The 23,184-nt window shown below is 39.4% G+C and carries 11 protein-coding genes and 1 other annotated feature; of the genes, 10 read left to right on the top strand and 1 reads right to left on the bottom strand.

Translation table 11 applies throughout. The annotated features are described in order from the left end of the window. The first annotated feature begins 473 nt into the window (after window positions 1-473). The 3 genes from OZX58_RS05175 to OZX58_RS05165 all read left to right on the top strand — a co-directional run bounded on the left by OZX58_RS05175 (window position 474) and on the right by OZX58_RS05165 (window position 17,689). Window positions 474-14,396 (top strand): SLAP domain-containing protein, encoded by a 13,923-nt coding sequence (locus tag OZX58_RS05175; RefSeq protein ID WP_277140535.1) that lies wholly within the window; start codon window positions 474-476, stop codon window positions 14,394-14,396. 101 nt (window positions 14,397-14,497) lie between these two features. After that, entirely contained in the window at window positions 14,498-16,279 is a 1,782-nt protein-coding gene (locus OZX58_RS05170; protein WP_277140534.1) for a DUF2207 domain-containing protein, read from the top strand. 90 nt (window positions 16,280-16,369) lie between these two features. Further along, complete coding sequence (locus tag OZX58_RS05165) at window positions 16,370-17,689, top strand: DUF2325 domain-containing protein (RefSeq protein WP_277140533.1); 1,320 nt, start codon at window positions 16,370-16,372, stop codon at window positions 17,687-17,689. Between the two features lie 70 nt (window positions 17,690-17,759). On the opposite strand, the gene OZX58_RS05160 is transcribed toward OZX58_RS05165, so the two are convergent. Beyond that, window positions 17,760-18,581: a DUF2785 domain-containing protein gene (locus tag OZX58_RS05160; protein ID WP_277140532.1), complete on the bottom strand. Its 822-nt coding sequence runs from the start codon at window positions 18,579-18,581 to the stop codon at window positions 17,760-17,762. 147 nt (window positions 18,582-18,728) lie between these two features. On the opposite strand from OZX58_RS05160, the gene OZX58_RS05155 reads away from it, so the two are divergent. The 7 genes from OZX58_RS05155 to nusB all read left to right on the top strand — a co-directional run bounded on the left by OZX58_RS05155 (window position 18,729) and on the right by nusB (window position 23,134). Beyond that, window positions 18,729-19,568 (top strand): YitT family protein, encoded by an 840-nt coding sequence (locus OZX58_RS05155; protein ID WP_277140531.1) that lies wholly within the window; start codon window positions 18,729-18,731, stop codon window positions 19,566-19,568. A gap of 98 nt (window positions 19,569-19,666) precedes the next feature. Next, window positions 19,667-19,744: a sequence feature (ribosomal protein L21 leader region), on the top strand. A gap of 13 nt (window positions 19,745-19,757) precedes the next feature. Continuing rightward, window positions 19,758-20,069 carry a 50S ribosomal protein L21 gene (gene rplU / locus OZX58_RS05150; RefSeq protein WP_277129452.1) on the top strand — a complete coding sequence of 104 codons (312 nt, stop codon included), beginning with the start codon at window positions 19,758-19,760 and terminating at the stop codon, window positions 20,067-20,069. A gap of 17 nt (window positions 20,070-20,086) precedes the next feature. Then, window positions 20,087-20,380, top strand: coding sequence for a 50S ribosomal protein L27 (gene rpmA / locus OZX58_RS05145; RefSeq protein ID WP_277129453.1), 294 nt, complete (start codon window positions 20,087-20,089; stop codon window positions 20,378-20,380). A gap of 150 nt (window positions 20,381-20,530) precedes the next feature. Next, window positions 20,531-21,640 (top strand): Xaa-Pro peptidase family protein, encoded by a 1,110-nt coding sequence (locus OZX58_RS05140; RefSeq protein WP_277140530.1) that lies wholly within the window; start codon window positions 20,531-20,533, stop codon window positions 21,638-21,640. A 70-nt stretch (window positions 21,641-21,710) separates the two neighbouring features. Then, window positions 21,711-22,280 (top strand): elongation factor P, encoded by a 570-nt coding sequence (gene efp, locus OZX58_RS05135; protein WP_277129455.1) that lies wholly within the window; start codon window positions 21,711-21,713, stop codon window positions 22,278-22,280. Window positions 22,281-22,299: 19 nt separating this feature from the next. Then, window positions 22,300-22,758 (top strand): Asp23/Gls24 family envelope stress response protein, encoded by a 459-nt coding sequence (locus OZX58_RS05130; RefSeq protein ID WP_277129456.1) that lies wholly within the window; start codon window positions 22,300-22,302, stop codon window positions 22,756-22,758. Beyond that, the gene (gene nusB, locus OZX58_RS05125; protein ID WP_277129457.1) at window positions 22,736-23,134 is read left to right on the top strand and encodes a transcription antitermination factor NusB; all 399 of its coding nucleotides are present in this window, start codon (window positions 22,736-22,738) and stop codon (window positions 23,132-23,134) included. The genes OZX58_RS05130 and nusB overlap by 23 nt, the downstream gene beginning before the upstream one ends. The last annotated feature ends 50 nt before the right edge of the window (window positions 23,135-23,184 follow it).

The raw sequence follows: 23,184 nt of genomic DNA, 5'->3' as shown, positions 1-23,184 counted from the left end.
AGAACATTAACTATTATAGAGTAAAAAATTCCTAATTGCAACAAAAATTTTTAATTATTTTTGTCTTCAGTAGCGATCTGTGAATTAATGCTAATAATTAGTTCGAAAATCTGCCTAATTTTCAAGTTATATTGATTTGATTTTGGTATTGCAGTTTTGGCAATTATCTAAGCTATACAATCATAAATATGTATATTTTCAGCTATGAAAGAATTTAAATATAAAATTTTAATTATGATTATATATTATTAATTAATTGGTGGCATTGATGCAAAATTATCACGTATTAACTGCTTTAATCGCCTAAAGACAAGGGCAGACTTATTTATTACAAATGCTTTACATTCTTTAAACAATAATACCCTCTTTGAATATCAGATAAATAAAGTGTACAACGCTTAATTCTCGTTATAAAATAATTTTTTGTTAATGTAATTATTAAATTTTATATGCTTTTTATAAAGAGGGGTAGAATGTTAGGAAAAAACAATTTCTCTGAAAGAATTAACAAAATGGACATGCAAGCCAAGCATGACCGTTTTTCAATTCGTAAATTAAGTGTTGGGGCAACTTCAGTCCTGCTAGGCTTTACTTTCTTCACTATGGGTGGACAAAACGTTCAAGCTGATACAGTTGATCCTAGTGCACAGACTAAGGAAGTTGAGCAAAATTCTCAAGCAAGTGACGCGGCTCAAGATGCTAAGCAAAATACTGCCTCAGAGCAGACGCCAGCTCAATCTAAGGCTAAGCCAGCGACTAAAGATGCAGCCAAACTTGATACTTATGATAAATTAAGTAAATTCTTGCGCGATGATAGTGATTCTGCACCAGCCGATAATAATGCTTCTAAGCCTGACACTAAACCAGCCGGTGATACGTCAGTTGATCCAGCTAATAACACTGCAGGACAAGCACCTGCTGCAGATAAACCGGCGAATCAGCCAGCTGCTAATGAAACTGGTACAACTAATGAAAAGCCAGCAGCAGCTACTGGCGATTCCAAGCCAAGTTCAACGGATAATATTACTTCAGATAGTCCAATTAAGCCTAGTCAGGCAGTTAGTGGCAATACTGCTGCGGGTGCAACAGATGATAAGAATAAGATTACTGGTCAGCAAGACAAGTTGACCTTTAACACAGAATCTCAACCGCCAACAGATGGTAAGAAATTTTCAAATACCACTGATTCCACCGTTTATGTTGCCAATTGGACTGACTTTAAAGCCGCATTAACTAATAAAAATATTCATGACATTGAGGTCATGAATAATCTTCAGGCTCCCGGTGTTCCTGGAATGACTGGCGAAAATCGGATTACGATGCCGGCACGTAAAATTATTATTAGATCTGGTGGTAATAAGATTCCTGCTGGTGGCTACATTATTGATTTTAGAATGTATGACCCTGAAGATAGTGACAATAGCAGGCAAGGTGCAATGGATATTACCTACCAAAACTTGCGGCTGTATTCACAGACTTATCTGAGTGTCATGAATACAATGTATCAGACTAATAGTCCATCAAGGGTTACTTTTGACAATGTTCAATATACTGGTAGTCAGGTGCTATATTCTGGACAGTATACAGATGTTCATATTCAGAATAACTTTATGGCTGATGTGGTTGCTTCATATAAAAATCCCTTGGATAATACCGATACGGCTGATTGGAAAACGGAAGGTCTCAATGGTCAGCAGGCATTCCAATTAAGTGAAAATGGTGAAAAGATTACTTTTGAGGCCAATGCCAATGCGGTTCTGTCAACTAGTGATGGTAATGTTATTCAAATGAGTAACAGTGCTTACAATGCCAATGCTGTCGACAACTATTACTTAGACGCTAATGGTAATCCAATTAGTATGATTAGTCAGGTCATCATTAAAGAAGGGGCACATGTCACCCTAAATCCGCGTAAAAATCTGGGTAGATGGGACGAAAATGCCGAAGATACAGGTAAAGCCAGCGGGATTGTTTTCCGTAATGGTTACGGCAACATTCTTGTTAATCAAAATGCCGTTTTGACAATTAATGTTGGTGCTGATGAAAACGGCTCATTTACTTCATTTAACGGTACCCTTGATCGTCACCGTGCTACCGCAATTGATCTTAGTGTTAATGGGGGAACTATTACCGTTGATGGTACCGTCAATATTAATACGAATGGCGATATTAGTTCCAATGGTAATCTGGTCAATGACCGTGGTAATTTAGTAATTAATCCGCATGCTGCATTGAATATTACTGGTACCAATATGCAAAATTACTCGGGAACTTTGGTTTCAATTGGGGGTACAGCTGATTTAGAAAACGGTGCCTTTAATATTAAGCTTACTGATCCCAGTGGTACAGATAATAAGGGTGCCGCAACAGGTGGTACTGGTAAAATCACGTTAATTGATTCTTCTGCAGCGGGACTGACAGTTAACAATCCATCTTCACTGATTTTGGACGCGCACATGAATACCAGTAGCGATACGGCGATTATTGGCAGCAATAAGATCACTATTCAAAATGTGCGCCAGAACTTGAATCTTGGCGGCATGAGCCTGTCATTACCGCCGTTTCATAAGTTAGTAGTTCATCATTATGATGAGTTTGGAATGAACCAAATTTTGGTTGACCAGCTTGAATTACTTAATGGTAAGAAAAAATTAACCGGCGGCATTATTGATGCTTTAAAGAAGGATCCGCGATTGAGCGCAATGCTGGGTAAGATTCCCGGCCTTGGTGACAAATTAGACAGTTTTAAAGATGAGACTTTTGACGAAATTTTTGCTGAGATTATTGAAGCAGCCTTTCTGGATCCAACTAGCATGGGATATAACAACATTGCCTTTGGTCCTGCCAATCCTGACGGTTTTTTAAACATTACCAATGCTCATGTATCTAAACCAGAACTTGATGATGGTTCAAGAACAGTTAGTGGTCAAGTCGTTAATTACAATGAAGCAAAAGATGGCCCGGCAAGTGATGGCATGTTCCAAGGGATTTTACCTGGTGGTACTTATGTTTATATTACTGCGGAAATTTTAAATAACGCTCAGTCTAAGAGTAAGGGAATTTGGGCTGATTCAAAACTTAGCGATGATCCTTACGGTAATACTGATCTTGCGAATATACATAACGGCTTTACAACTGACAAGATCAATGTAACTTATCCATCAAGAGATAGTGATCCTGATTTACCTAAGAAGATGACTTTCGCAGCTAAAGTTAATCCCGACGGTAGTTTCAGCTTTACCTTACCAGCTAAGTTTACTGCTGGTTTGGAAAAAGGCGACGTTATCAAGTTAACGCCAAATGCTAACTTCATTAGTTATGGTCCGCAAGATGTTCCGACCGTTCTTGATTTAGATATCCTTACAATTCAAGATGCTCAAAGTGCTGCGCAAGAGGCAATTAACCAGTCAGCGCAAGAGGCAATTGCTAAGGTTGATGCGGCTGCTAAAGCTGATCCAGACCAAACGCCAGCGCACCAACAAAAATATCAAGATTATAAAGACGCAATTAATCAGGCACAAGGGGATGCTTTAAAAACACCAGCTACTGGTGCTGATTCAGCCTCAATTTATAATCCTAACAATGATATTAGTGAGATTAATCACCGTAAACAAGCAGCTCTGGATAAGATTAACCTTACTGCTGGTAAGTCCCAGGCATATAGCGATGTGCAGCAATATTTAGCCGCTGCTAAGAATGACTTGCACAATGCTCAAGCAGCAGCTGATGCAATCCCTTCTGCAGCTACTCAAACTTCAATTGCGGCAATTGATGATGCGACCGATCAGGCTGCAGTTAATGCGGCAGAGACAACTGCCAAGAAGGCAATTTTAGGTGATTATCAACAAGCAGTTCAAGCTGCCCTGAAGAATTACCATTCTTCTGCAGATGTAGATTTTGCCAAGTTAAACTTGTCGGATTCACAAAAAGCAACTTATCAAGGTGCAATTGACAATGCCACTAGCTTTAATGGTTTGGTCTATAAGGGTGATGGGACTGAATTTAGTAACAGCTCGGCAATTTTAGCTGCTTATAAGCAAATTGATACGACCTACCGGAAGGCGAGAGCAACGTCTGCTTTGCGTAACTATCGTGATAGTGTTATTAAGAAATATCCAAAATTAGCAGATGAAATTAATGCGGCATCTGCCAAGCAAGAAGCTGTTATTCAAAATGAAACTAATGACAGCAACTTGCAAGACAGTGTTACTGATCCTGCTCATCCTGCTGAAGCAACTGACGCCAATCGCGCTAACGTTCCTGATGATAAAGTTGGAATGTCCAATATCGACAATGTTGTGAAAACTTATAAGCAAGGTCTGCAAAATAATATTAACCAACAGCACGATGATTTAAATAAAGAACTTGCCGATCTTCAAAATCTGTTAAATAATCATGGCGCAAATGGCAATCCTGATATTGCCAATGGTTTTAATGATTTAGCCAATGAATTGGCCGAAGCAGCAGCAATTGCTAAAGGTCAAGATCAAGTAACTGCTGGTGATCCAGAAGATGCTGGGGCAATTGACAAGGGTAAAGATGGTGCTGCAACTGATGCTGCCCACCAAAAAGCGCAAGACCTGCTTGATGATGTTAACCATCGACTTGCTGCATTGAAAGAATTAGAAAAATACGCTGCAGATGCTGCTAATAATAATCAACAGAATAAATCTAAAGTCGATCACGCTTTAATTGATGCTGCTAAAGATATCTTCAAGGCTCCTAAGGATGAAGCAGGAAAAACGCCAATTACGGATGCTCTTAACAAGGGCAAAACTGCAATTGACAGCGTTATTAAATATAGTAGTGCTAAAGAAGAAATTGAAAATGCGGCTGCAGCAGCGCATGATAGTGTTAACAAGTCACACTCTACTCAGAAGCAAAAGGATAAGTACAATCAAGCAATTGATGCTGCTAAGAATGCTGCATTAAATGGGCAAGCTGATAGTGATGATAAATCATCAATTTATGCACCAAATGTTGCTGACAAGCCTGATGAGATTAATCATCGCAAGCAGAGTGCAATTAATAAGATAAAAGCAGCTGCTGGTAAGGCAGATCTTGATGGATATGCAGAAGACGTTAAGCATGATTTGGGTATTACTTCTGACGATGATATTGCCGCGGCGACAGCAGCTGGTGAAGATGCTATCGATCAGATTAACCCTGATTCAGGCGTATCTACCGATAACGATATTGCTAGTGCTGAACAGACAGCTAAGAACAATATTTTGGCTGCTGCTAAGAAAAACGCTGATAAGCAGCTCGCTGACAAAGAACAAGCAGTTGAAGATGCGCTTGATAAGTTACCAACATTAACTGGTGATGACCTAGCTGCTGCCAAGCAAGAAGCAAAAGACCTGCTTCATAATGGTGCGGGCAATGGTTCACAAGATCACGTGGCTGCAGCTAATGATAAAGATGGTGTTAAGAACGCACTGCAAGACGGATTGGCCGATCTTAATCACTTCTTGTTGACCGCAACTAATCATGATAAGAAGCAGCAGGCAGTAAATGAAGTTAATCAAAAACGGGATCAGGTAATTAAGGACATTAACGATCATCAGAAGTACCCACATTTAAGTGATCGGGAACGTCAAGATTTGATTGACCAAGCTACTGATACTGCTAAACAAGGTGCAGACAGTATTTTAAACGGCAAAGATACTGATGTTGATACTAATAAAAATACGGCTGAAAAAAATCTAGATAATCTTCTAAATAACGCTAGTTCAATTGATGCTGGTCATGGTAAAGAGCTTGAAGCAGCTCGGCAGCAGGCATTGCAAGATTTAGCTGCTGCTAAGCAGCAGGCTCATGATCGCGTTAATAAGTATTCTGACGACCAAGTTAGTCAGGAAAAGAAAAATGCTATTCTTAATCAGATTGATAAGGATTATGAAGCTGCTAAGAACGCAATCAATACTGCCACTAATAATACGGACATTACTAATGCTGAGCAAAATGGTGCAGTGACAATAGGTAATGATGCAGGAAAGGCTAGTCTTGAAGCAGATAAGTCTGCAGCACTTAATGCTTTAGGTAAGCAGCGTGACCATGATAAAAACGTGGTTGACCAAGCTGCTAAAGACGGCAAGATAACACCGCAGCAGCAAAAGGCCATGAAGGATAAAATCGATGGCTTTTACAATGACGGTGTTGAAGATATTAACAATGCTGAGGATTCTAGTGACATTTCATTGGCTCAGGATACAGCAATTAACAAGATGGATAACGTTGTCAACGGAATTGACAATACAGCTTTAGCTAATGCTCATGATAAGGCAAATAATGATTTAGATGCTCTGGCAGCTGATATTAAGAATCATATTGATGGACTACCAAATCTCGGTATTGATGAGAAGAATAAACTTAAGCAGGATGTTGATAATGCCTTAGATGCTGCTCACGATGCCGTTAATAGTACTAAGACACCGGCTGATGCTAATACAGCTTCGCAAGTTGGACAAAATAACCTCGCAACTATTGCCAACAATGCTGATTTGCAAGATGCCCAGAATGCCGCTAAGCAAAAGCTTGATGCTGAAAAATCCCGTGTCGATCAAGCTTTGGATGGTCTACAAAATCTTGACCAGGCCAGTTTAGATGCACTGAAGCAAGACGTTAATAATGCTTATAATTCAGCTCTTAATCATATTAAAAATCCTAATCCAGCAACGACAGCTCAGGTTGGTAAGGATGCTCAAGCTGGCGTTGATGCAATGGATGATATCCTTAATCAAGCACAAGGTTTAGACCAAGTTAAGACTAATGACAAACAGGATATTGCTAATGCTGCCCAAGCTGCTAATGATCGCGTTGATAAGTCTGACTTAAGTGACCAGCAGAAGCAGGCCGCTCATCAAGCTATTAATCAAGCTGCTAATGATGCTAAAGAAAAAATCAATGGTGCAACTAGTCTTGCTGATGCTAATAATAAAAAGAAAACCGGCTTAGATGCAATTGCCGCTGCTGAAGCTGCTGCAAATAAGGATTATCTTGATGGCTTAAAGCAGCAGGCCAACGATAAGATTGACGAAATCAGTGATGCAGCCAACACTGCTCTTAATGACGAATGGAATAGCTTGAATGAGGCGGAGCAAGCAGCAGCTAAGCCAGCCTTTGACCAAGCTCATAAAGATATTGAGTCAGCTAGAACCCAAGGACATAATGATGTTAATGCTGCTAAAACCCCAGATGAGATTAACCAAGCAACCAATCAAACCAACCTTGCTGTGATTGAAGCCAAGAAGTCAGCCTTTTTAGCTTCAACTAAGGAGAAGGGGAAGCAAGCACTTCATGATTATGGTGAGCAAATTAAGAACCAATTGCCAGCAGAAGGTAAGTATCGTGACCAAGTAGATAAGTTAGTAGCTAATGGTTGTGATGAAATTGATGATGACCAGACACCAGAAGCAGTTGCAGCTAGCGTTGCTAAGTATCACAAGTTGATCGATGGAATTAAGAATACTGCCGATTCAGACCACCAAGAAGAAATCAATAATGCTAAGCAAGAAGCGATTGAAGATTTAGATCATGCTTTGAATGGTAATAGTACGACTGATGGCGCAATTAATGAAATCGAAAAATTGCCTAACTTAAGCAGTACTGAAAAAGCTAAGTATGAACAACAAGCTAAAGATGCTCATGATGATTACGTTGATAATGTTAACGGTGACGATAATGTTGATAAGATTCATACAGATCGTGATGCCGGTATCAATAAGATTAATGAGGCATTGCAGGCTGCCAAATTACAAGATCATAAAAATGGTGCTAATAAGCAAATTGAGCAAGCCCGTCAAGACGCGATTAATAAGGTTAATCATGATGCCAACTTGACAGATAAGCAGAAGCAAGAAGCGATTGATAAGATTAATAATGCTGCTTCTGAAGAATTTAATGGTGGCAAGTACCAAGTTGATAATTCTAAGGATCAAACGGCCATTGATGCGATTGTTGATAATACTAAGAATAATTTTGACAATATTATTAATAGCGCCAAAGATGATGCCTTGCAAGAAGCAAAAACTGATGCTAAAAATCGCCTGAAAGCAATTGCTGATAAGCTTAATAAGCAGATCAATAATGATCGAACTGCTGGTAAATTAAGTTCTACCCAAGCTGATGACTTACTTGCAGCTATTAATCATGATTTAACTGCCGCTAATGACAAAATCGATAACGCTACAAATCAAGATGACGTTCAAGCAGCAGAAGATATTGGTAAGCTGGCATTAGATAATGATAGTAGCAATATTAATAAAGACGAAGCCCAAAAGGCTGACCTTGATGCGATTGCCGCTGCCGCTAATGATGCTAATGACAAAATTGCCCAATATATAAAAGATCATCCGGGGATGACTCCTGAGCAAATTAAGCATCTTAAAGATGAAGTAGCTAACATTTTAAATAGTACAAACAATGCAATTAATTCTCACCGCCAAGATGCAACTAATGCCATTAACAATATGAATGATGCATTGGCCAGTGGTAAGAAGAAGTTGGACCAGCTTACTAACCGGTGGAATTCGAAGAATGATGCTGTTAATAAACTTACTGAACATGCTAAAGATGTTGAGAATGGTTTAACTCATGATAAATACCCTAACTTAAGTGATAGCGACTTGGCAGATGCCTTGCAGGAAGTTGAAGCAGCCTTTCACCAAGGTAAAGAAGATATTTTTGGGGCAGGTGAGACGGATAACCTTGATACAGTTGAACATAATGCTGAAAACAATATTGACAAAGCACTTTGGAAATATGATTTAGCCAATGAAAAGAGCAAGGAAATTGCTAAATTAAATCAACATGCCAAGGATCAAGCTGCAGCAATTAATGATTTACCAGGATTATCTGCAGCTCAAAAACAAAACTATCAGGATAAGATTGAAGCTGCTCGTAAGAAGGCTGCTGATAAGATTACCAACACTAACTTACCGCAAAATCCAAGTGCGGCAGATCGTGATAATGCTCTTAATGACATTGCGAATGCTGAACAAGGTAAACCAACGAATGGTGAGATAGCTGATTATGGTGAAGCTGAAATTGACCGGCTTTTAAATGAAGCAAAATTGAATAGTCGTAAGCAACATGCGATTAATGACCTTGATGATTATGGTGAAGCTGCTAAAGACAAGAATCCAGCAGTAGATCAAGCCGCAATTGATAATATTGTTCATGATGCTGAACAAGATATCAGTAAGGCTCCTTCAGATCCAGCAGCTGCTAACTCACCGGAAGCAATTACTGCTGCTGCTAAACAAAAAATTGACAAGCTTGTTAGTGATTCTAAGAAGGGTCAAGACAAGGATACAGCACAAAAGCAATTAGCAAGTGAAAAAGCTGACGCTGATGAGACTATTGATCGTTCACAATTAACTAGTGAACAAAAAGCTGCAGCTCATAAGAAATTGCAAGACCTATATGATGAAATGGTCAGCCGCTTAAATAGCACTACTAAAGATGAGAATGGTCAAGACTTGTCGGCCAGTGCCTATAATGAAGCAGTTAAGCAAATTAATCATGATTATCAAACATTGATTAATCGCGTTTTGGGTGAGAATCCAGATGGAGCTCATTATCCTTGGTTTGATAATGAGGCAGACAATGCTCATCAGGATTTGAGTGATAAGTGGCATGATTTTGAAGGTAGCTTGTCTGATAAGCAGAAGAACAAGTACAAGGATTTAATTGATACTGTCAATAACAGTATTGCTCAGCTTGATAAATCACGGGATGGTCACAAGACTTCAATTGCCGATGCAACTAACGCCTATGATAACGGCTTAACAGCTTTGAACAAGCTCAAGGCAATCAAGGGCGTTGAAGATGCAGAAGCAGCAGCCAATGAGGCAATTGACAAGACTAATTTGACAGATAAGCAGAAGCAAGCTTATAAAGATCAAGTTAAGCAAAATGCAGATAAGACTATTGCTGATATCAATGGCGTTGTTCCAACTGCCAGTGACCAGCCAGGTAATCAAGATAAGATTGATACCGCCAAGCAAAATGATATTGATAAAATTGTTAACGCCGCTGGTACGGCAAATGCTGGAGCCTTAGCTGATGCTCGTCAAAAAGCTAAAAAAGCAATTGATGACGCCTATAATGCAGCTAAGCAAAAGCTAGGCAATGCTTATCAGCCAGGTGGTGCTCTTGATAAGGCACACGAGCATGAATTAGCCAAATTACCAGGGTTATCATATGATGCTCTCCAAGATCAAACTGCAGCTATCAAGAATGTGGATCAGGGTGCTGTAGATAATGCTGCTAGCTATGCTAATGGCCAAATTGACAACTTAAAACATCAAGATGGTTCTAGTTATACTGATGATGAAAAGCAGGCTTTAAAACATCAAGTAGCTAAGGATCAAGCAGCTGGTAAAGATGCAATTGAGAATGCAACTGTTGCACCAGATACGGCATCAACTGCACGTGATCATGCAATTGATCAGCTTAAGGATGATTATATAAATCAAGATAAAATTGAAGATATTTTAGCTAATGATCCAGCAGTTAGTCTTGACCGTGTTAAAGAGCAAGCTCAAAAGGATTTGGCAGCTGTTTATGAAGCTGCCAAGGCAAAGCTTCCTGTAGGTGCTGATACTAGTGCTCTTGATGCCGCCTATAATAAGAACAAAGTGATTCTTGGAACCAATGCCGATGAAGTGAAGAAGAATGCACAAAAGGCACAACAAGATGTTGCCAAAGGTGCGATTCAAGCAGCAGCAACGGCTGCGAAGAAGCAAATTGATGGCTTGAAACATCAAGACGGCACTAGCTATACCGCTGCTGAAAAAGAGGCGTTGAAGAATCAAATTGATCAAGATGCCGCCGCTGCTAATCATGCACTTGACCAAGCAAGAGCTGATCGAGGCGGTATTAGCAAGGATGAAGCTGAAGCTGCAACTGGTGATGGTACAGTTAGTGGTACTTTAAACGATCAATTAGCAACAATTGCTGGTGATAGTGCCGGTAATAGTACTGCGGATAATACTGCATTAGCCAATGATCCAGTGGTACAAAAAGAACGTGCTAAGGCCAAACTACAAACAAGTCATGATAAGGCTGTACAAGAATTGCATGACAAGTTTGGCAAAGATGCCGATACTTCTAAAGTTGACGCTGCTAATGATGCTGCTCAAAAAGCAATCGATGATTTGGATACTAATACAAGTGCTGATACGATTCATAATGCAGAAGCAGCTGGAGAAAAGGAAATTTCTAAGGGTGTAGTTGAAGATGCCCAAACAGCGGCAGGCAAGTTAATTCACAATATTAAGCATTCAGATACTAACAAGCCATATACTGCTGATGAACAGGCAGCTTTAACTAATGCTGTTCAAGCTGCAGTTGACAAGGCTAACGGCAAGCACGGCTCAATTGATACAACTGATGATGTTGATAAGGCTCGCCAGGATGCAATGCAAGATATTCTTGATACGGTGACTGACGGAACTGGCAAGAACCAAGCAGCTTTGAATGATGATGCAACTGTTCAACATGATCGTGAATTGCAAGCTGCTAAGGACCAAGCCGAAAAAGATTTGCAAACTGTCTATAATGCGGCTAAAAATAACCTACCTAATGGTGCTGATACTACTAACCTTGACAATGCATTCAATCATCATGCACCAATCACTGGTGATAGTGTTGCGGCAATTAAAGAAGCTGCTAAAAAAGCTGAGCAGGATATCGCCAAGGGTGCCATCAAGGATGCGGCTAATGCTGCTAAGAACAGTATTAAGAATTTGAAGCACAAGGATGGTTCAGCTTACACTTCTGATGAGCAGGCTGCTTTGAACAATTTAATTGATCAGAACGCTGCTGCCACAAATGGAACTGTCGCAAAGCCAGGAACAATTGATGCTGCTAGTGCCAATCCAAGCAACTTGTCAGAATTAGAGGCATCTAAGTCTAACGATAATGCTATTGTCAGTGGTGCTTTAAATAATGCCTTGAATACTATTGCCGCAAATGGTTCAGGTAACTCTGATGCTGACCAGACTGCTCTAAATACTGACTCAAATCTTGTAGCAGATGCCAAAGACAAGGCTAAGCAAGATGTTATCCAGGCTGGCAAGGATGCCGCTGCTGCAGTTGACAAGTTAACCAATCACAAAGATGGCACACCTTATACTGACGCTGAAAAGCAGGCAATTAAGGACGCTATCCAACATGAAGTTGACAAAGCTAACGGTACCAATGCAAGTCAGGGTACTATTGATAAGGCTAATACAGCTGCTGATGTTGACACTGCTAAAAACAATGCCTTGAATGCGATTAACAAGTTCAAAGATGAAAGTAAGAACAATGATGAAAATTCATTGGCACCAATTGTTAATGGTAATTCAGCTGTCCAAAAAGAACGAAAAGATAAGCAAACGGCTCGTGATAATGTTTCTGCAGCTGCCGACAAAGCGCGCAAAGATTTAGGCGTTGCCAAGGGCAGTAAGGAAGCAGCTGCAATTGACAAGGCAGAGCAAGATGCATTGAATGCGATTAATCAGGTAACTAATGGCAAGTACTCAGATACTGAAAATTCAGGTTTAGGAAATATCGTTGAGGCCGAGAAGAATACCGTTAAAGAAGAACTAGGTGGTAACTCAGCAGCACTTGATGCTATTTCAAGCAGTGATACCAACCGTGATAATGTTACTGGCAAGCAAAATGCGATTAAGGATGCCTATCATGCAGGTAAGGTTGCTGCCGCTAAGCAAAAGGCTGCGGATAAATTAAAGGCAGCCTACGACGCCGCTAAACAAAAGCTTGGTGCTAATGCTGACTCTTCAGCCCTGGATAGAAGTTATCAAGCAGCACTCAATAACCTCCAGGGTGAGTCTGATGATGAACTTAACAAGTCAGAACTAGCTGGCGAACGCCTGATTGGTAAGGGTGCAGTTCAAAGTGCATACGATACAGCAGCTAAGAAGATTGAGCAAATGTGGCCGGATGATAATTCACAAACTGCTAAAGATAAGAAGAACGCCTTATTAGAGGCTGCGCAAAGTCTGCTTAATGAAGCTAACGAAGTTGACAATGGTACAATTGACCAGGCTCATCATTCAACTGGGGTTAGTGATGCCCGCAATGATGCGATTGATAAGATTAACGGTGTTCATTCTGATAAAGATACAATTAATAACATTATTGATAATGATAAGGTGGTCCAGATTGACCAGGCTCATGATACGGCTGTTGCCGGCGGTGCCGATCAACACAAGGTTCAACAGATTCGTGATGATACAGCTAAGCAAATTAAGCATGATTTGCAAACTGGTGATAAAGAAGCTGCTAAAGAACATGAATTAGCCGGCGAAAAAGAAATTGCCAAGTTAACGGTTCAAGGAGCTGCAGATAAGGCCAAGGATAAGATTAATCATTTGGACTGCAGTGAAGAAGCTAAACAACATTTGCGAGATGAAGTTGATAAATTAGTTAATGCTGCTAATGGCAATCAGGGTACAATCGATCATGCAACTGATAGGCCTGGTGTTGACACGGCCAAAGACAATGCTTTAAATGAATTAGCACAAATTACTAGTCCTGAACATGTTGCTCAAGTGGCTGCCGCTTATCCATTTGCAAGTGCTACGCCAGCCCCGACACCTGCTAAAGACAAAGCAACTAATGTAACTTTAAAACACAATGCTTACCTTTATAATGCTGAAGGCAAACAGGCAAGCAAGGCGATTTTACGGGCAGATTCAGTAGTTGCAACTTACGGAATTACCACAATCAACGGTCGCAAATATTATATTGTTCAAAAGGGTAAATATTACCTAGCAGTGGGCAATGTCATTAGTACGCAAAGACAAGTTAAGCATAATGCTTATGTTTACGATAAGTATGGTATGCGGACGAATAAGCGTGTGCTTAGAGCGGGTCGGATGATTCGTACATACGGCAGCAGCGTTTCAATTCATGGTAAGTCATATTACATTATTGGCAAGGATCAATATGTCAGAGCTGCTAACTTGACTGGCGGACATCAAGCAGCTGCTAGTTCATCTGCAGTAACGCTTCCTGCAGGTGCCACTGCCAAGAAGATGATGCATGATGCCTATCTTTACAATGCCCAAGGTCAACGAGCTAATGGTGTAATCTTGAAGGCTGGCTCAATCGTTAATACTTTTGGTACTAAGATAATTGCTGGCCGGCAATATTTTGCAGTCGCTGATGACTACTATATTGCCTCAGGTAATATTATTGGTAAAAAAGTCAGATTGAAACGTGCGGCATATACATATAATCAGTATGGTCAACGAGTTGAAAAGAAGGTTATGAAGAAGAACCACAAGATAACAATTTACGGTAATCAAATTTCGATTCACGGTAAAAAGTTCTATCTAATTGGTCAAAATAGAGAAATTAAGAAAAGTAATATTAAGTAATTAATTTGAAAAAGCATTCTAATCGAGTTTGATTGGAATGCTTTTTTTGCGTGGTTTTTTCATTTATAATTAAAGGATATATAACTATATAGGAGAAGCTGATGAAGCACAAATTATTTAAATTATTGCTGCTGGTTGAGTTAGTTATTCTGGGAGTGACGCTAAACCAACAAGTTAAGGCTGAAGAAGCCTATGACATAACCAAGGTTGTGGCAACAGCATGGGTCAAACCCGATGGTTCACTTATAATGAAGCGGCAGATCACCTATGACTTTAATGATGATGTTCATGGCGTGTATTACCAGCAAAATTTAGCTAAGCATCAAGAAATTAAAGACCTTCATATTGCTGTGCAGGACAATAATGAAGAGCCGCAAGCTGCTACAAATTATTCAGTTAAGCAGACTGCTGAAGGCGATCGCTTCAAAGTTTATCACCCTGTTTCTGAAGATAATCAATTGACAGTAACGTATGATTATCGCATTACCAACGCAATTACTAATTATCAAGATACTGCTGAGCTTAATTTTATGATAATTGGCAATAATTGGGATACTGACTTAGACCATGTTACGGCCAGCGTGATTTTTCCAGGACCGGTAAAGCAATTAAAGGCATGGGCACATGGATCGCTTAATGGCGCAATTCGTGTTTTACCAAATCAGGGTAAAATTATCATGACTGCTGATAATCTGAATGGCAAGACGGGGATTGAAGTGCATACGATTTTTCCGGTGTCAGTAACAGCGGCTAATGAAAATATTGTTAAGCATCAGCATCGTCAAGCAGTATTAAGGCAAGAAGCTAAATTAGCTAATGAAGCAAATCAAAAGAGACTGCGAGGTCGGATAATTAACTGGATATTGATTGTGTTAGGTTTAATTAGTGGCTTAGCTGCAATTATTAAGGGCTTTAGTGTTAAAAAACAAGGTGTTACCCCGAAAAAAATGCCGGCTTTAACTCATAATTATGAAATTCCAACAGTTTCACCGGTTATTGCTCAAATTCTAGATAGCGCTCATAAGCCTGATAGTCGTGCGTTTACGGCTTACTTAATGCAACTTGTGGGTCAGAAAAAGCTGGCAATTAAGGATTATCAAGTTCACCGAAAGACATATTATCGGATAACCGTTCTTAACAATGAAATTTTAGCTGATAATGAATTACTGCAGTTTTTGTTTACTCAAGTTGGTGATGGTCAGTCAGTTACAACTAAGGATTTGCAAAAATATCATAGTAAGAAGTTAGGTTCTAAGTTTGATGATTGGGTCAAGGATGAGTACCAAAAAGTTGAAACTCAAGGCTATATTGATCGTAATTTGCGTAAAAAGCGTGATGCGATTAGCTATGTAATTCTTGCCCTGATATTTATTAGCTTTGTTTTGGAATTGATTGCTAATATAGTTTATCAGCAATTCACTTTACAATTAATTGCATGTGAAGTAATTGTTATTTTATTAGGAATTGCTGCCTACTTTCGGGTTAACGAACAAATAGGAATTTATACGTCTTTAGGTGCTGAGCAAACAGAAAAAGTCCGTGGCTTTAAGAAAATGTTGTCTGATATTGGTAATTTTAAAATGCGCAATGTTGGTGATATTATTTTATGGGCAGATATTATGCCTTATGCAGTAGCTTTTGATTTGGCTGCTAAGGTAGCAAAAGAACTGCAAATTGAGTTCAGTCAAGAAGAACTGGCTACTAACAGTTTTAATACTTATCTTTGGCTTTACAGTAGTGGTCATAATAGTTTCGTGACAAATTTTAATTCAAGCTTTACTCATGGAATTTCTATGGGATCATCAAGTGCAGGTTCGTCTGGCGGCTTTTCTAGTGGTTCATCAGGTGGCTTTGGTGGCGGCTCAGGCGGCGGTGCCTTTTAAATAAGATAAATTAGCAAGCTCTGGCAACTGCTAGGGCTTTTTGATTTGGTATATACTAGAACAATCAGATTAGAAAAGTTGAGAAAAAAGATGTTTGATTACCGTAATAATTTAAAAAGAATTTTAAATAATACCGCTGGCGATGACAAAAGTCTGCGTAATGGTCTAGCTGCAATTAAGATGATATTGGGCATGGCAGCCGACGATACCGCTGCTCCTGAGCCTATGCGTGAGCCACAAGTTGATACTAAACAAGTTAAGCTGCTTTTGACTGGGTTAGCCGACTTAATTGCTACGCCAGGTGATCCAGCAGCTAAGAATATGGCATTGTCGGCAATTCACCAGTTGACTTTTACACCTCAAGTTGGCAGTAAGTATGGTGAGAATTTAGGTCAATTGGAAAAGGCAATCCAAGCTTCGAACACGACGAAGGATGTCATTAATAAGAAAATTTTTGAGCAGGCAATGCAACCTAAGGAAAAGCCCAAGCGTGATTATCGTAAGGGCAAGCGGTATACGGTAATTAGATTACTTAGCGGCTGCGATTTGATTAATGATAATAATCAGCGTGTCTATACCCTAAAGGAATCGCAAATTCACTCGCTCAATTTAAAGAGCGGCGATATTGTTGAAGCGGTGCCTGAGGACAGTAATTCGAATTATGAAGCAACGATTTTGCGTGTTGTCGGTTTTAAAAAGCTGCCAACAACAGAAGTAGATAAAATTTCCACCTTTAAATATGCCGTTGTCCAGGGTCGAACAGGGCACTTATCGGTTAGCCGCAATATCAAGGGACAAAAATTGCGCATTCGGGGGAAGTCAGTGCTATTGCCAGTTGATTCAAGTCAATATCAAGAAAGCAATGTTCGGTTAGTTGACGGCTCAATTGTGGACTTAGCTTGGTATGACGGGGATGTGCGTTTGAAGAAGAATCCAGCCGATGCCATTCAATTGCGGTGGGTCTATCAAGTTGACCAACCAAAATCTAAGCCTGCTGTTAAAAAGAAAAAGGTTAAGGCGGTTCAAGATGAGACTGCGATTACCAAATTAGCGCTGGACTTACATTATCAGCGTGTGGGAATTGCTATTGGCGATAATCAGAATGAGGCAATGCTGGAAAGTATTGTTAATCGTTATCACGGAATTCCAATACCAATAGATGCTTTTCAGGGCAAGAAAAAAATGATGGAAAACCAAATTAAGGATTTAGATATTGTGATTCTGGTGACCGCGTTTGCCGCCCATGATAGTACGTGGAATATTCGAGAATTTGCCAGCAAGTATAATGTTAAATTTGCAGTCAGTTCAAGCAAAGGTTATCAAGCATTTGAGCGGGCATTGTACCGCGCTGCAAAGGGTTTGCCTGCATACGAGGGCAATCAAACCATTAAATATGAGACAGAAGAATAATTAGTGTTAAATCCTAGAGCAATAGCTCTAGGATTTTTTGTTATTAAAGTGAACTATAAAAATTAACAAGTTATAGTTTATAACCCATTTTGTGATAATACTTCTTAATTTCTTGAATGAGTGTTTGCTGGATAATTGGTTGTTCAGGAATGAGGAAAAGCCATGTATGCAACATTTTTATCCAAGAACTTAGTCGCCAGTAATTGATTTGTTCTTGCGAGTTTAAGTTCGATTTTAACTCTTCACTTACTGATTTAATTAGGTTAACAAAATTTATTAAAGCAATTTTGTTGTTTTTTATACCTTGAGCAAAAGCATTAGCGAGGCGTTCTTCTTCGTCGTCAACTAAAGGCTGAGTGAGACTAGCTAGGATATTTGGAATAATCTGCAAAATTTCTTGTAAGTTTTGCGGCTTGAAATTAGGGTGTGACAATGTAGCAGCTAAGAAATCACTACCGTGTGCAATTGCATGTGCCCAACCTTTACCTTGAACAAAGCCGCGATAGTCTTTTTCTTGAGTTAGGTATTGGATACTCCAATTAAAAAGCAAATTTTGTTGTTTGGAAGTTAGAAACTTTTCCTGAGTATCTTTAGTTAGAATTAGGTTACCTAAGAGGGCACTAAAAGAACGTAAAAAAATTGCATCTCCTTGAGGTTGGTTAATGTCTTGAAAAAGATTGTTGGCTTGAATGAATTTTTGAGCGATTAATTTTTGCTGCTGATTGGTAAAACTATTTTCTATAAAACCGCGAGCAAATAAAGTATAAATTATATCATCACGTAGATGTGGATCAGTGTTGCCAATGTTGTTAAGCATAAAGTCGATTTGTAAAGTAGAAAAAGTAAGTTTGTCTTTAGTTGAATTAACCATGTATTCTAGTTCAGTTTGCATTATAATTTCCCAAGTCTATTGTAAAAAAATTCAATTACTCATATCTTATATTAATTTTTGTAATAAATTAACACTTTATTTCTTGAAGCTAATCGTTATTTCTTATTATAATAGGAAACAACGATTTTATTTTGGAAGGAAGATGAGATGACAATTAAGAAACAAACACACACCTGGCAGTACTGGGTATTTTTCCTAGGTGGATTAGAAATAATTACGATTGCAATTAACTTCTTTTACGCACCAATTAATATTGCGGCTGGTGGCTCGACGGGAATTGCGATACTGGTTGATGCCGTTTGGGGGATTAACCGTTCAATAATGGTTCTGGTTGTTAACTCATTGCTGCTGATTTTGGCGACAGTCTTCTTAGGTAAAGAAACGTTAAAAAAGGTGGCTTTGGGTAGTTTACTATTGCCAGTTCTAATGGCAATAACGCCCAGCTTTAAGTTGACCAGTAATAATATGCTAGCTGTTATTTATGGCGGTATTTTAATGGGTGTTGGTGTGGCAATGCTGTATCGAATTGACGCTTCGGCTGGCGGGACTACGATTCCACCGTTAATTTTTAAAAAATATTTTTATCTTGACCCAGCGATAACACTGCTGGCACTTGATATGATAATTATTATTTTAAATATCTTCGTTGACGGCATTGAGGCGGTTCTATTAGCGGCATTTTCACAAATTATTACGACGATAACGATGCGTTACACTGAAACGGGTCTGGATAAAAAGTATCAGGTGCGAATTATGAGTAATAATCACCTCGCCCAGATTAAGCAAATGCTGCAACAGGATTATGATGGCCTGACTGTTTATAATGTTGTCGGCGGTTATAGTGCCGAGGATAAGCAGCAATTAGTAATTGTTGTCGACCCTAACGAATATGGTCAGCTGGTAGCCAAAGTACGCGCAATTGACGGCGAAGCATTTATTATTACCGAAAATATTGCCAAAGTGCACGGCGGTAAGTGGCAAATATAAGATAGTAATTTCTTAAAGTAAGAGCTCTAATCAAGAATTTTTTATTGCCAACTTGTCCTAAGGGGAGTATCATAAAGTAGTTGTATTTGTGGAGACCTCCACATCTGCAACCGCACATTTCGGGGTAAGAAGCCTTTTATAAAAAAGCACCCCGATTGGCGAGTCTAAGTATTTTTTGGAGGTGCAGTAATGTACGCAATTATTAAAACCGGTGGTAAGCAATACAAAGTTGCTGAAGGCGACGCTATTTTTGTAGAAAAGCTTGATGTAGAAGAAGGCAAAGAAGTTACCTTTGATGAAGTTGTTCTTGTTTCTGATGGCAAAGATGTTAAAATCGGCAGTCCATTAGTTAAGGGTGCTAAAGTAACTGCTAAAGTTGAAAAGCAAGGCAAGGAAAAGAAAGTTGTAACTTTCAAGTACAAGCCTAAGAAGCACTCACATTCAAAATATGGTCACCGTCAACCTTATACTAAGGTTACAGTTGAAAAAATTGAAGCTTAATTCAGAGGTGAAATGATATGAATATTTTAGGTCTTAAATTATTTGCCCACCACAAGGGTGGAGGTTCTACTGCTAACGGTCGTGACTCAGCTGGTCGTCGTTTAGGCGCTAAGGCTGCTGATGGTCAAACTATCCACGCAGGTACTATTATTTACCGTCAACGTGGTACGCACATTCACCCAGGCCAAAATGTTGGTAAGGGTGGCGACGACACTTTATTTGCATTAGTAAACGGTGTTGTCAAGTTTGAACGGTTGGACAAGTACAGAAAGCAAGTTTCTGTTATCCCAGTCGAAGAAGAAGCTAAGTAATTTAGTTCTTAAGAAAAAGACGAAAAGCACGTGCTTCTCGTCTTTTTTATGCGTTTTTAATTTTATATAATTTAATATTTAAATAGATAGTCAAACATGAATCTTTAGCGGTAAAATAGAAGCAAGTATTTTTCGTAAAAGAGGCAAGCAATGGACGAACAAAACCAATTATTAACACTTTTAAATAGACGAATTGCAGAAGTTGCCAAGCTGATTAAGGAGCAGGACGCCGACGGCTTATTAATCTTTAATCAAGCTAACTATCGCTACTTGACCAACTTTACTGGTGAAGAAGCACAGCTGATTTTGACAGCTGAAGGGGACCGGATTTTATTGTCGGACTCAAGATTTGCTGGTCAAATTAAGTCGCAGGCTCCCGGTGAATTAACCGTAATTATGAAGCGCGGCAGTCAAGATGATGAAATTAGCAAGCAGTTAAAGCAAGCTAATCTAAAAAAGGTCTTAGTTGAAGGCGAATTCGTTTCAGCGGTTGAATTTGCCAACTTGCAAAAATTGAATCCAGAAATTGAATTTGTCATTTGTGAGGAATTAGTTGAACGTGTCCGCAATGTTAAAGATGACTTAGAACTTGCGGCTTTGCGGCAGGCAATCAATATCTCAATGGATAGTTTTAATGGGATCTTGCCGTTAATTCAACCCGGCGCAATTGAGCGTAACATTGGTGCCAAACTTGATTATTTGTTTAAGGTTAATGGCGGTGATGGCCCAAGTTTTGATACTATCATCGCTTCTGGTGTGCGTTCAGCTTGGGCACACGGTGTTGCCAGCGACAAGATGATTGAAGACGGCGACATGGTTGTTGTTGACTTTGGTGCCTTTTATCATGGCTATGCTGCAGACATTACGCGGACTGTGTCAGTAGGTAAGGTTGACCGTGAAATGCACAAAATCTACGATATTGTGCATGAAGCACAAAGACGTGGAATTGCGGCCGCCATTGCCGGCAATTACGGCCGCGATGTTGACAAGGCAGCTCGTGATTATATTACGCAGCAGGGTTATGGTGAATACTTTGGTCATGGGATTGGCCACGGCATTGGCTTAGAAATTCATGAATTGTGTCAGCCAGCCTTGCCATTTGGCAAGCAAAAGCTGATTAACAACATGGTTCATACTGTCGAACCCGGAATTTATTTGCCAAATAAAGGCGGCGTCAGGATTGAAGATGATATCTTGGTCCACGATCAAATACCAGAAACCTTATCTACATTGCCTAAAGACGAATTAATTTCTTTGTAAATTTAAATATTATTAATAGTAAAATTATGCGCAAATTGGTAAGATATATTATGGAGATGAGGTACTCAATATGACAATGATTTCAGTTAACGAATTTAAGAACGGCCTAACCATTCAATTTAATAATGACTTATGGCGCATTGTTGAATTCCAACACGTAAAGCCAGGTAAGGGTAGTGCTTTTGTTCGTTCAAAGCTTAAGAGCTTGACTACAGGTGCAGTTCAAGAAAACACTTTCCGTTCAACTGCTAAGGTAGAAACTGCAGAAATTGAAACCAAGAGTATGCAATACTTGTACAATGATGGTTCAAGTTATGTTTTCATGGATACCACGACTTACGACCAATTAGCTATTGCTAACGAACAAGTTACAGATGAAGCTAATTATCTGAAGGAAAACATGGATGTTAGTGTTATTATGCACGATGGTAAGACTTTGGGAATTCAACTTCCTAACACTGTTGATTTGGCAGTTGCTAAAACAGAGCCTAACATCAAGGGTGACACTTCTTCCGGTGGTGGTAAGCCAGCAACTATGGAAACTGGATTAGTAGTTAACGTACCGTTCTTCATTAACGAAGGCGATGTTTTAACTATTAATACAGCCGATGGTACATACGTATCTCGCGCAAATAAGTAGTTTTTTCGAGGTAAACAAAATGGCAGATAGTTCAAAAATTGTCTTAGACGATAAAAATAACGGTGAAGAAATCGAAATTGATCCTAGTGTTCTTGAAGTTATCATGGGCATTGCTGCCGAAAAAGTTGACGGTGTTGCCGGAATGCGTGGCAGTGTCAGATCTGGGATTAACCGGGTTTTAGGACGTGAGGATCGCAGTAAGGGCGTATCAGTTGGTCTTGATGAGGACAATAACCTAATTGCTGACGTTTATATTAACGTTGAAGCAGGTAGTTATGTGCCCAAAGTTGCGATGGCTTTGCAAACGACTTTGCAGCAGCAAGTTAAGCAAATGACTGACTTAGACTTTACAGAAATTAACGTTCACGTAACCGGGTTAGTTTTCCCAGAGGACGAATACCAGGATGACAGTGAAACTTCAGAACTGTTTTCCGACATTGATGAAAAGAGTAAAAATGAATCAACACGAGAGTCGTAGAGTTGCGATGCAGGCGGTTTATTTGGCTAATCAAGATGCCAAGATGCTGCCGGCAGATGTTGAAGCTAAAGCTGTTACAGCGCTTGATTTGAAGGAACTTTCTGCTTATTCGAAAACTCTAATTGAGGGGATAATTACTAAGCGTGATGAGCTGAAAGGTGAACTTGCCAGTCACTTAAAGAAGAACTGGCGGATTAACCGGGTTAACCAAATTACCCTTGCTATTCTGGAAGTTGCCTTATACGAAATCAAGTATAGTGATGAAATTGAGCCTAAGGCAGCAGTAAATGAAGCTTTAAATTTATGTGATGAATTTGCTGATCCTAAGACTAAACCATTTATTAATGGCGTTTTGGCAAATTTTGTTGAAAAATAACTGATAGTCGGCTGTGAGGCCGGCTATTTTGATAGAAAAGGAAATTATTA

The organism is Lactobacillus sp. ESL0680 (assembly GCF_029392855.1).
GTDB lineage: Bacteria > Bacillota > Bacilli > Lactobacillales > Lactobacillaceae > Lactobacillus.
This window is presented reverse-complemented; position numbering and strand designations above follow the sequence as displayed.

What these genes read in the sequence shown, in the direction of transcription:
- rpmA (WP_277129453.1), top strand. Translation starts at nt 20,087, where the DNA reads ATGAATATTTTAGGTCTTAAATTATTTGCCCACCACAAGGGTGGAGGT.
- OZX58_RS05170 (WP_277140534.1), top strand. Translation starts at nt 14,498, where the DNA reads ATGAAGCACAAATTATTTAAATTATTGCTGCTGGTTGAGTTAGTTATT.
- OZX58_RS05130 (WP_277129456.1), top strand. Translation starts at nt 22,300, where the DNA reads ATGGCAGATAGTTCAAAAATTGTCTTAGACGATAAAAATAACGGTGAA.
- OZX58_RS05175 (WP_277140535.1), top strand. Translation starts at nt 474, where the DNA reads ATGTTAGGAAAAAACAATTTCTCTGAAAGAATTAACAAAATGGACATG.
- nusB (WP_277129457.1), top strand. Translation starts at nt 22,736, where the DNA reads ATGAATCAACACGAGAGTCGTAGAGTTGCGATGCAGGCGGTTTATTTG.
- OZX58_RS05155 (WP_277140531.1), top strand. Translation starts at nt 18,729, where the DNA reads ATGACAATTAAGAAACAAACACACACCTGGCAGTACTGGGTATTTTTC.
- OZX58_RS05160 (WP_277140532.1), bottom strand. Translation starts at nt 18,581, where the DNA reads ATGCAAACTGAACTAGAATACATGGTTAATTCAACTAAAGACAAACTT.
- OZX58_RS05165 (WP_277140533.1), top strand. Translation starts at nt 16,370, where the DNA reads ATGTTTGATTACCGTAATAATTTAAAAAGAATTTTAAATAATACCGCT.
- OZX58_RS05140 (WP_277140530.1), top strand. Translation starts at nt 20,531, where the DNA reads ATGGACGAACAAAACCAATTATTAACACTTTTAAATAGACGAATTGCA.
- efp (WP_277129455.1), top strand. Translation starts at nt 21,711, where the DNA reads ATGACAATGATTTCAGTTAACGAATTTAAGAACGGCCTAACCATTCAA.
- rplU (WP_277129452.1), top strand. Translation starts at nt 19,758, where the DNA reads ATGTACGCAATTATTAAAACCGGTGGTAAGCAATACAAAGTTGCTGAA.